Raw genomic sequence first — 11961 nt, 5'->3', positions numbered from 1 at the left:
ATCCACATGTTAATTATACTGTTTATTATTTTCATTTTTCAAAACGTTTTATGTTGAAAATTTTGAGATAAAATGTTATCCTTAATTTAGTAATTTTGGCAAATGAAAAACAGAAAGGAGGGAATATGCCGCTAAAAGATATTGACAAACGTTTCTGGAAGCGCGTCAAGGAGCTTGCCAAGTCGAATATGAAAGATACGACTTACGATTATCTAATCGCACCAGCGCAGCTCATCTCAGTGACCGGAAACAATGCAAAAGTCCTGGTCGACAGCAATTTTCACAAAGATTACTGGCGCCGCCAGCAAGACCTTGTCACCACGGCCAGCCTTGAAATTTACGGCGATATTATCAACTATCAACTCCTTTCGAAAGATGAATTAAACGAAAAGGACTTCAAAGAACTCAACAAGCTCAGCAATCCATCATCTTCGTCCACTAACAGTGACGATGAAGATTCAGCACCATTTCCCTTCAAATCGAATTTATTAAAGAAATACACATTTGACAATTTCATAGAGGGTGACCAAAATCGCATGACATTGGCTGCTGCGATTACGATTACAGATGACCCAGGCAATCTCTACAATCCGCTTTTTATTTTCGGCGGAGCCGGCCTTGGCAAAACCCATTTGCTCAATGCCATCGGCAATGAATTTCATAAAAAGAGGCCGCGCGCAAGGATTATCTACACCAGCTCTGAAGGCTTTGTGACTGACTATGTCAATGCCAGCCGCAAAAAGCAGATGGAAAATTTTGTTGCAAAATACCGGAATCTCGACCTGCTGCTGCTGGACGATGTCCAATTTTTCTCTGATAAAGAAGGCACGAAAAACGAATTTTTCTCCACATTCAATGAGCTGCATGAAAAGGGTGCGCAGATTGTCCTGACTTCTGACCGCCCGCCGAATGAGCTGGACAATCTGGAGGAACGTCTGGTAAGCCGCTTCTCCTGGGGCTTGACAACCAACATCACGATGCCTGATTTTGAGACACGAATGGCCATTTTGATGAATAAAGCTGAAAAATCTGGTCTGGTTTTCCCGGATGAAACTATTTCTTACATTGCCGGTCAGATTAATTCCAATGTACGTGAGTTAGAGGGGGCTTTGAACCAGGTGGAATTTGCTGCGAAAATGGAGAAAGTCGCCGTGGTTGACACCACTTTTGCTGAAAAAGCATTGGACACAATGCGTTCTTCCAACTACCGCCAGCATAAATCGAATTTGACCATCACGAAAATTAAAGACGAAGTCGCCCGCTATTATCACCTGCCTGTGTCCGACTTGACGGGGCCGAAGCGCCTGAAGGAAATTGCTTTTGCCAGGCAGGTCGCCATGTATTTGATTCGTGAACTCTTAGGCACTTCTCTTCCTGCGATTGGCAATGAGTTCGGTAAACGCGACCATACTACCGTTATCTATGCGGTTCGCGTCATTACTGACAAGATGAAATCCGACAATGACACGCAGCGTGATATTGACAATTTGAAGAGAAAATTAGATAATTGATTCAACAATTTTTCAAGTGAGTTTTTAGATTTTTCCACTGGCGCATTTGTTAAAAATCCTTCTGAAAATCAGACGTCTGTAAAAATTTTCAACTTTTGAACAGGTCCTATAACTATTACTATTTATTATTATATAATATATAAAAGCGACGCATTCGCAAAGAAAGGTAAATATGATAAAATTCACCATCAACAAAAACGCATTTCTAGCCGCGATGCGTATTGCTAAACAAGCAATCAGCTCCAAGATTGCAATCCCTGTTTTATCCAAAATGAAAATCATTGTTTCAGAGGATGGCATTCATTTCACAGCTTCTAACGGTCAAATTTCTATTGAGAAACTCTTGCCTGCTGAAGACAAAGAGTCCGGAATGCTCATTGAAGAGGAGGGCGGGATTCTGCTGGAAGCAACTTTCTTTGAGAATGTCATTGCTCAGCTGCCTGAGAATACCTTTGAATTCGAAGAAATCGACGCCAACCAAGTCGTTATTCGCTCCGGCAAAACAGAAATCACCTTGAAAGGCCAGCAAATCGAGCTTTACCCAATGATTCTGCCGATTACAACAAAGCCTTTTGCAAAAATCGCAGTCGGTGAACTAAAAGAGCTCTTCAACGAAACCGCTTTTGCCGTGAGCCAGCAAGAATCACGCCCTATCCTGACAGGTGTGCATCTGCAGCTTATTGAACATCAGAAACTTCAGGCCGTTGCGACAGACTCGCATCGTATGAGCCAGCGCCGCATCCGCCTTGAGTCCTTCGGCGAAGATTTCCAGGTGGTAGTCCCAAACAAGACCGTTGCCGGGTTTAAGACAGTTTTCTCCGACGACGAAGACAACGTTTCAGTTTTCCTGAATGCCACGCAGATTCTCTTCAAAAATGCGACCGTGAACTTCTATTCCCGCCTAGTTGAAGGCAATTATCCCGATACAGACCGTTTGATTCCGGAGGAAAATCTCTACACCTTGTGTCTGACGCTCGATGTGGCCGACACACTGCATGCCATGAACCGCGCGAAGCTTCTGACAACAAGCGTCCAGGGCGGAACTGTGAAATTCTCTGTGAAGGAAGACCAGCTCATCCTCACCGTGAACAGCCCGGAAGTCGGCTCCTCCTTTGAAGAACTGACAATCCTTGAAAAAACGGGTCAAGACCTGGAAATCAGCTTTAACCCGCAGTTCCTGATTGATGCGCTGCGCGTACTGAAAGAGCCGCAGTTCAAGATTTTCTTCATCTCGAACGTCCGGCCGTTCACACTTGTGCCGAAAGAGGATGGGGAAAACTTTATTCAACTGATTACACCGGTACGTACGAATTAGTAAGATGTGAAACACGCCCGTTATGAAGCGTAAAGAGTTGCGACTCGACTAGGCGCTTTAGCACCGTAGCGAGAGTCGACAGCAGCCCCGTAGGGGCTGATAGGAAATCGCGGTTCTGCCCGCAGGGCAGGTTCCGATTTATCCCACAGTAGTGGGGAAAGCAATCTGTAAGCGGCTGAAGCCGCAACAGCCTGCTTTTCTAATCTTTTAGCTTCAGGCGTGTTGAACTCAGTTAAAATGTTATAATTAACTCAACGAAAGTTGAGTTTTCTATTTATGAAAATAATTTACACAGAAATTACATCGGATTTGACAAAAATTCTGACTGAAAAGCTGGAAGGCCTGCGCGGCGAAGACAAGCGGATTTTTTACATTGTTCCCAGCTCCCTGTCTTTCGAAAAAGAGCGGGAAATTTTGGAGCAGAGAAAATTGTTAGAGAGTCTGTCTCAAAATGACGAGACAGCGATTTTTGATGTCCTGGTGACGCGTTTCAAACAGCTGCCGTATTATTTCCAGGATAGAGCAAACTTTGCTAAGAAGACCGAATTATCGCCAATTGGAGAGGCCATGCTCTTGCGCAAGATTCTGCGCGGCTTCGCAGACGGTGAACTCCTATACTTCGATAAAATGCGTGATTCTCAGAGCTTTATCGAAAAGCTGGTTCAGCTTCATTCGGAAATGAAAACCGCAAATTTATCCGCTGAAGACCTGATTACAGGAAGTTTAGGCGATTATGAGAAAAATCAGGACCTGGCAAAAATTATGCAGGCTTTTGAAAATGCGCTCGCTGAAAAATTTGTCGCTGAAGACGGCTATAGTCTTTTTATCAATGAGCTGATTTCAGGAAAATATACGGATAAAATTGCCTCTTCAATCTTTATCATTGCTGGTTTTACACGATTTTCTGCCCAGGAACAAATGCTGATTAATGCGCTGGATAAAAACGGTGAAGTGCTGATTGGCACCTACGCAAGTCCGCAGGCAGTCAAACAACATGAAAATGTGCTGGGCGTCTATTCAGATTCTGTTCATACCATTGACAGCCTTGATGCAACGGAGATTAGGGAAGAAGAAACTCCAGCTGTCAACGAAGTTTACACTAAGTTGACAAAGATTTGGGAGAAAGAAAATGACTTTCTATTTGATGAACCAGTTACAGCAGTTCCTGAAAACACCGAAAACATTGAAATCTGGGAGGCTGAGAATGTTAATGCCGAAGTTGAAATGGTCGCTAAACAGATTCGGCAGAAGATTGTAGAAGAAAATCAGCTTTACAAGAACTTTACAGTTCTTGTTGGAAATTCTGGAAAATACGAGTTGCCTGTCAAGCAGATTTTCCAGCTTTACGACATTCCTTATTTCTATTCTCAGCAGGAGTTAATGCGGAATCACCCGCTAATTGTGCTTCTTGAGTCTTTACAAGCCATCCGGAAAAATAATTATCAGGCGATTGATGTTGTGAATCTCTTAAGAACGCATCTTTACAGTACTATCAATGTAAGTTTACACTATCTTGACAGCTTTGAATATTACCTGAAAAAATTCAAAATTCGCGGAAAAACGAAATTTTCACGTACTTTTGATGCGGTGAATTATCCTGAAAATCCGACAGGTTACGAACATTCCTATTTTGACAAAGCCGCACAAATTGAAAAAATTCGTGAGCTTCTCATTTCAGGTAATTCTCCATTGAACAAGTTTTTGAGCATTCAGAAATCAAGTGCTGAAAATATTCTCTCAGGATTTCTGAATTTCCTGCAAACTGGAAATATTCCTGAAAATTTCCAGAAACTCTATGATAAGACAGACGATGAAAATATCAAAGACAAACATCAGCAAGTCTGGAAATTGTTTCAGAAAACTCTTGCAGAATTTCAGGAGATATTTTCAGGCGAGAAAATTACGCTGGACGAATTTTTTGATATTCTCGTTTCGGGCGTGAAGACTGCGGCTTATCGTCAAGTGCCTGCAACTGTAGATTGTGTAAAAGTCCGTGATTACGAACTCGTTCAGCCGCGTGAAAATGACTATGTTTTTACAATCGGCCTGACAAATTCCAACTTTCCGCATGTCAAAAAGAATACAACTTTACTGACTGAAACTGACCGTGCCCTAATCAATGAAAACGGACAGGGCGAGAAATTCATTGAAGCACTGGAATCAACCAATCTGACGAAATCCAGCTTTACAATTTTGTCACTTTTGAACGCTGCCACAAAAAAAATTGTGCTGTCAAGCCCGCAGATTTTTGACAATCTGCAGGAGAATGAAACAGCACCGCTTCTTCAGCTTCTTGAGTCCTATCATGTGCCTGTAAAGAAAGTTTACAGTGCAAATATTCACGAGGGGCTGATTCATATCGGAACAGTGAAATCTACAATTCGGTCAATTTTGTCTTTAGATTTAACTGAACAAAGTTCAGATAATTTCTGGCTGAAAATAAAGAATTACCTCATTGAAAAAGACCCGCAGTTCGCCAGCTTTACACAACTTGACAACCACGATATTGAATCTGCAGGACTTTCCGAAGAAGTGTCAAGTAAAGTTTACAGTAAGTTGACAGCCTCTTCTTCTTCATTTGAAGAATTTTATAATTGTGAATATAAGTACTTTTTAGACAGGACGCTTGGTTTACAAGAACTTGAAGAGGTGACGCTGGAGTCAAGTACGATTGGTAACTATTTCCACAGAATTTTTCAGCTTCTGCTGCAAGACGGCTCCAGCGCAATCATGGATTCCTCACGTTTTGATGCCGCATTTTCCACATCAAAAGCAGCCGTGGATTCGGAGTATCAAAAAGTCTTTGAGCGGGATTTCCTGTCAAGATTTACACATTCAAATCTTGCAGAAATTCTAGACCAGTCAAAAATCATGATTCAGAAGTCAATTCAAGTGTTTGAAGTTGAAAAAAATCAGACAGAGCTGAGTTTTTCAGAGATTCAAGGGCTTAATATTAAAGGAAAAATTGACCGTGTGGACCATTTGGCAAATCTGCTCGGCGCAATTGACTACAAGTCAAGCCGGCATAACTTCAATTTGACATCTGTCTTAAACAAGACGAGTTTGCAGCTCCTGACCTATCTGGCTGCACTTTCAGAGAATGCCAATGTCTGGGGCGCCCTTTATCTACATCTGCAAAATCCTACTTTGAATTTGTCAACAATTGGACATTTGTCCGAAATTGACGGAAAACTTTTAGAACAAATGAAGTACAATGGTCTCGTAAATTCAGACACCGTGCCTAATCTTGACAGTCTTGACGGTTTTGTTCAGTTGACAGAGGCACGCTGGAACAGCTCCGGTAATCAATTCTCCGACTCGGACATTCACACGCTCATTGCCTATGCCATGAGACAGTACACCGACGGCATTTCACGTCTCAAGTCGCGTCAACTTGCTGTCAACCCGATTTACACGGATAAAGACGACAAATACAACGTCACAGGCTGCCGCTACTGTCCATTTAAGTCAATCTGCCGCTTTGAGGCAACCCGGCATACAGGACGCAGAATCAATGTTTATCCGGACGGCAGTCCGATTCAGCTAAATCAGAAATATGAGTGGGAAAGGGTACTGGAAGAAATGCGAAAGGAGAGTCAGAATGGCTGAGAAAATAAAACTGAAATTGACAAATTCCCAGCAGCTGGCCATTAATTACTCTGAGCCTAAAAATGTCCTTGTTTCTGCAAGTGCCGGTTCAGGTAAAACTTTTGTCATGACCAATCGAATCATTGAGAAAATTCGAAAAGGCCTGCCGCTCTCTTCACTGTTCATTTCCACATTTACAGTTAAAGCCGCGGCTGAATTGAAAAACCGGATTGAATCTGCAATCAAAAAAGAGCTGCGTAATGAAGAAAATTCAATCGCTGTAAAGCAGCTTTACAGTCAAGCTTTACAGGACTTACCATTGACAACCATCGGTACAACAGACGCTTTCGCGAATCAGTTTGTCAAGGAGTTTTACAGCATTGTCAAGCTAGACCCGAATTTCCGCATCTTGACGGACTCAGCTGAGCAGGATTTAATCAAAAGTCAGATTTTTGATGATTTGGTTGAAGAATACTTGTCCGCAGAAAATCCTCAAAGATTCGAAAAACTTGCCAAGAATTTCTCAAATGACCGTAACATCAGCAAGTTCAAAAATGTGGTTTACAAGGTTTACAACTATTGTCAATCTACAGAAAATGTGGAGAAATGGCTGAACGAGAACTTCTTGTTTGCATCCTACATATACAGGCATTTTAGTGACTTATCAGAAGATTTTCTCGGCATCAATCAGGCGAGAACTGATTTTGAAAACTTGACAGAGTTCTTTAAATCTACAGTTGACGCGGAATTAAACGGAAAACCTGTTTTTACAGCGAAAACTGCAGAAAAGATTCGGCTCTGGATTGAAACTTCAGTTTATCTGTTCGAAGCGCTTGACCGCCAGGATTTTTCCAACTTTTCCGAGCTCATTGACGGGCTCAAGGAAAATGCCAAGTTGACAGGCGCAAATTTCACGAGTAAAGCGGCGAAAGAGCTTGGTGTTCCAGAGCGCTTTTACAAGGCAATGGGCGGGGGACCCGAGAAAATTCAAGGTTCCATCCCGCTTCTTCTCGAAAAAACGCGCTTTGCTGAGCTGGTGGAAAGCTATCATGACCAGGCAGAGTCCATGCTTGCGGACTTGCGTGATTTCGTACTGGAGTTTTCCAGCCGTTACATGGCGAAAAAGCGTGAGCTCGCGGCCTTCGAGTTCTCAGACATTCTCCATTTTGCGCTCGAAATCCTCGAATCCAGTGAACATCCGGAAATTCGTCAGACTTATCAGGAAAAATTCTCTGAAATCATGATTGACGAGTACCAGGACACCAACCAGGCTCAAGAAAAGCTCTACCAGCTGCTCTCGAATGGTCACAACATGTTCATGGTCGGCGACATCAAACAGTCAATTTACGGCTTCCGTCAGGCGGACCCAAGCCTTTTCCAGCACAAATATGACAGTTTTCCACAGGATGAGTCCGATGAAAACAATCGACTTCTTCTGCTCCAGGAAAATTTCCGCTCCCGCGAGGAAGTTCTCGACTTCACCAACGACGTTTTTGTAAAATTAATGCCAAGCTATGGCACGTCCGAAAAACTGGTATTTCCGCACCGTGAAGGTGATTTACTGCAAAAATACACAGACGAGTACAAATTGCCTGACTTCGTATCCCCAGCGGCAGAACTGCTGCTTTACAGCTCAGACGGACAAGTTGACAGGAGTGAAAATGACGCCAGTGACAGTGAAAATGCTGAAATCTCAAACGGCGAAATCGAGCTGGCGGCCGGCAGAATCATTGACTTAATCAACAATGGCGTTGACCCGAGTAACATTGCCCTGCTTGTCCGTACGAAATCAAACAATGAAAAAATCAAGCAAGTTTTCGAGTCTCATGCAATCCCAGTTGTGCTGGATGATGTTCCGGAAAACTATCTGAAATCAATTGAAATTCAGGTGATGCTGGATGTGCTCAGAGCTGTCAACAATCCGCTGTTTGACATTTCTCTGGTTGCGACATTACACTCTCCTTTATTCGGCTTTACAGAGGATGAGTTGGCCAGAATCAGCCTTCAAAAGGGAGAGAACTTCTGGGAAAAATCCCATTCTGAGACTTTACAGCTTGATAGTAAACTTTACAGTAAGTTGACAGCATTTGAAAAAACATTCCAGAAATGGCGGAAAATGGCAGCTGCTTCTGCCGTTCACGAACTCCTGAATCAGATTTACCTTGACAGCCTTTACGTCGAATATGTATCAGCCCTGCCGAACGGAGAACAGCGTCAAGCCAATTTACAGGCACTTGTCTCGCGTGCTTTGTCTTATGAGAGTAACGGTTATAAAGGACTTGTCAAGTTCATTGACATGATTGACAACTACTTGCAGCAGGAAAATGATTTAGTGGATGTGAATAATCGCCTCCCGCAGAATGCCGTGCGCGTTCAGACAATTCACAAATCCAAAGGACTGGAATTTGACTACGTGTTCATTATGAATTTCCAGATGAAATTCAGCACGCTTGATTTCAAAAGTGACATTCTGCTGGACAAAGAACTCGGAGCCGGCATCAAATTTACAGCAGATTTAGTACAAGATGGAAAGATTCGTTCAGAATTTCCGCATGCCCTAGTAAAAATGGAAACAATCCCATATCTTGTCAACAAGAAAAAGCAGACCCGGCAAATCATTGAAGAGGAGATGCGTATGCTTTACGTCGCCTTTACACGTGCGAAGAAAAAACTTTACATGGTCGGTAAAGTGAACAAGGAAGAAGAGGTAGAAAATCCGCCCGCATTGAATCTTGAGAAACTTCCCGCAAAAGGTTATTTGACCTGGATTTTGAGTCTCTTAGACTTTTTAACCAAGCAAAGAAAATCACTGATTTTTGAAGGTGTAAACTCAACTGTAAAGGTTGACAAACTCCGTCCGGATATTCTGTCAGCTTTACACGAAGCACAATCCAGCTGGGAAGAAACATTAGAAGTTGGCCAAGCTTTTGTCAAGGCCAAAAAAATCATGGAATATGACGCCTACAATATTGATGCAACAAAACTTTCAAGTACTCTGTCTCCAAGTATGCTCGAACGGCAAATTCGGCAATTTGATGAAGAAGCAGTGGCGGAAAAAAACTTTGAATTCAAACTTGACAGACTTGACAGTAAAGTTTACAGCTCTGCAGAAAGAGGTACAGCGGTTCACAGCTTCATGCAGCACATTGACTTTACACAGCCGGACCTGTTTAGTTTACAACGTGAACTAGATGAAATGGATTTGCCGGATGAGCTGAAAGAAGCCATTGACATTCCAAAATTCTTGACGCTGTTTGATACTCCGCTCGGCCAGCTAATGATTGAAAACGCCGATAAACTGAAACTTGAGCAGCCCTTTTCAATGCTGAAAACAATCGAGAAACAAGGGCAAGTCATTGACCAGACAGTCGTCCGCGGTATCATTGACGGCTACCTCAAGCTTGATAATAAAATAATACTGTTTGACTATAAAACTGATTATTTTGCAGTCCCGACTAAAATTGAAGAAATCTGTTCACGCTATGTTGAGCAGCAAGAACTATATGCAGAGGCCCTAAATAAAGCGTATCCAGGACTAATCATCGAGAAATACCTGATATTGCTTGGCGGTCCGGAAAAAGTATTAGTGAGGAAAATATAATGGTTTATGAAGTCGGAAATTTTGTTGAAATGAAAAAACCGCATGCCTGCCGAGTCAAATCCACCGGCAAACATGCGAATCACTGGGAAATCATGCGTGTGGGTGCAGATATTAAGCTGCGCTGTACAAATTGTCAGCGAGAAATTGAGATGAGTCGCTGGGAATTTGATAGAAAGCTGAAAAAAGTGCTGTAAAGTCTGCAGCACCCCAGAATAACCCCCCCCCCCCTCTCGATTGAGGGGCTTATTTTTTTACAAGCTCAAAGTTATTTATTATGGTGCTGAAAGAATTGTTTGTTGCCTTATTAATTAAATTAAGCTGCTCATCAAATGAAATTTTTGAAAACTCTTTTTTATCAAGGTCTTGATCGGGAAATGCACTCGCAAAAATATAAATTCCTACACCATCTGGAAAAATCCAGTATCTATCAACAGTTAAGTAATTTTTACTATCTACAGTGTTATCTTTTGTGGTTGCAGGCCGATAGTTGAAGACATAACCTGTTTTTACAGCAGGTAAAGTTGTATTAGTCTGTAAAACTTTAGCCCAAGATCCTTTGCTTTTATCAACCTGAATTTCAAAATCAGATATCAAATTTCCAGATATAAAAACCGAATTCACATTAAATGATCCGGCATAACTGTCATTGTCTTCGAAACTATACTGTGCCAGGTCATCATTTCCACTGTATATGTCATCTGGTGTGGGTTTTACTTTCAACTCAGGGTAGCTGTACTCGCTGTTGAGACCAAGTGAATCTTTCACATTCAAAATATACCCGTTTCCAAAATCTATGCCGCTGTCTGATAACGTGAAGTGATAATTCTGCGCATTTGTGTAATTTGGTTTTTTATCAAGATAAACATTGCTTCGAAGGATATTTGTTTCAGTGTAGGGTAAGTCGTTTTCCAGGGCGTCTAATTTTTTTTGAGCGTGTTCCATCAAGCTTGAGGCAGTCTGAATAGAGAGGTAGGAAAAAAGACTTGGTGCAACAGCGGCCAGACCAATAACAATAACTCCAACAGTTATCAGGATTCTCATTTTTAAAGGATTACGTGGTGTTATGACCGGGTTTTCAAAAAGTGAATCGTACTCAGCCGAAAAGCTATGTTTCTTTTTTTTCATTAAGCAATACTTCCTTTCTCCATGATCTGCTTCGAAATTTCATTTTCTTCAGCCTGCTCTTGTGTATAGCTCTCATAGTATCCAGTGATTCTATTACTTAAAACATGTAATACTTCTAGAATTGATGTTTGTTCTTCCTTGACTTTAGCTGTGCTGAGTCCACTCTCCTCAATTTCTACATAATCTTTTATTGCGTCAGACAATAAAGGAAGTGCTTTGTATATAAAATCACCAAAGTCTACGATCTCTTTAGGGTTAATCAAGAGGTTCTGAAAAATGACTTTACTTGATACAAGTGCATTGTGGAGAATACTATCCTTTTTCAGTGTGTCAGACTTATAGAAATTATCCTCAATGTCTATAATATCAGCCTTAGCTCCTTTCATTGCTGCCTTAAAAACGTCAAGCTCGCTGTCACTGAGCTTGTGCATCTTCTTAAACTTTTTTACCAAAGCTTTTTGTTCATTTTTCAAACCACGGAGCTTTATGGCTCTCGAACTGGCAACAAATAATGCAACAGCTAAAACCACAAGGAGTAAATAAAAGTAGTACATTTTTTTATTATAGTATTGAAGAGATTATTTGTCAATGGACGTAAGTCTAGCGATAAATTTAATGGAAAAAACGGCAATACTTTTTGTACAAATATTAAGATAACGTCAGACGAATATTTTTGAATTGTCCAAAAAACTTTCGATTTCAGATAAAAAAGCGACATATCTGTAATTTCTATTTCAAAATTTTGAGGGTGTAAATTCGTTAGTATTAAAGGCTGTAGATTTTAAGAAGTCAATGATTATAAGGGGGTACAAAATTACACA

General features: G+C 41.5%; 7 protein-coding genes. 5 read left to right on the top strand and 2 right to left on the bottom strand.

What is annotated here, in order from left to right; translation table 11 throughout:
• Window positions 1-125: 125 nt before the first annotated feature.
• The 5 genes from dnaA to ACYQ2E_RS10845 all read left to right on the top strand — a co-directional run bounded on the left by dnaA (window position 126) and on the right by ACYQ2E_RS10845 (window position 10209).
• A complete protein-coding gene (gene dnaA / locus ACYQ2E_RS10865; RefSeq protein WP_460018086.1) occupies window positions 126-1511 on the top strand; it encodes a chromosomal replication initiator protein DnaA in 1386 nt (461 codons plus the stop codon).
• A gap of 172 nt (window positions 1512-1683) precedes the next feature.
• Window positions 1684-2826 (top strand): DNA polymerase III subunit beta, encoded by a 1143-nt coding sequence (gene dnaN / locus ACYQ2E_RS10860; RefSeq protein WP_460018085.1) that lies wholly within the window; start codon window positions 1684-1686, stop codon window positions 2824-2826.
• Between the two features lie 276 nt (window positions 2827-3102).
• Entirely contained in the window at window positions 3103-6435 is a 3333-nt protein-coding gene (locus ACYQ2E_RS10855) for a PD-(D/E)XK nuclease family protein (RefSeq protein WP_460018084.1), read from the top strand.
• On the top strand, window positions 6428-10015 hold the full coding sequence (addA, locus tag ACYQ2E_RS10850; RefSeq protein WP_460018083.1) for a helicase-exonuclease AddAB subunit AddA: 3588 nt from the start codon (window positions 6428-6430) through the stop codon (window positions 10013-10015). The genes ACYQ2E_RS10855 and addA overlap by 8 nt, the downstream gene beginning before the upstream one ends.
• Window positions 10015-10209 (top strand): DUF951 domain-containing protein, encoded by a 195-nt coding sequence (locus ACYQ2E_RS10845; RefSeq protein WP_460018082.1) that lies wholly within the window; start codon window positions 10015-10017, stop codon window positions 10207-10209. Before addA ends, ACYQ2E_RS10845 begins: the two co-directional genes overlap by 1 nt.
• 49 nt (window positions 10210-10258) lie before the next feature.
• On the opposite strand, the gene ACYQ2E_RS10840 is transcribed toward ACYQ2E_RS10845, so the two are convergent.
• Window positions 10259-11140 carry a hypothetical protein gene (locus tag ACYQ2E_RS10840; protein ID WP_460018081.1) on the bottom strand — a complete coding sequence of 294 codons (882 nt, stop codon included), beginning with the start codon at window positions 11138-11140 and terminating at the stop codon, window positions 10259-10261.
• Complete coding sequence (locus tag ACYQ2E_RS10835; protein ID WP_460018080.1) at window positions 11140-11694, bottom strand: 5-bromo-4-chloroindolyl phosphate hydrolysis family protein; 555 nt, start codon at window positions 11692-11694, stop codon at window positions 11140-11142. Before ACYQ2E_RS10835 ends, ACYQ2E_RS10840 begins: the two co-directional genes overlap by 1 nt.
• Window positions 11695-11961: the final 267 nt, after the last annotated feature.

Source organism: Lactovum odontotermitis, assembly GCF_054658595.1.
This window is presented reverse-complemented; position numbering and strand designations above follow the sequence as displayed.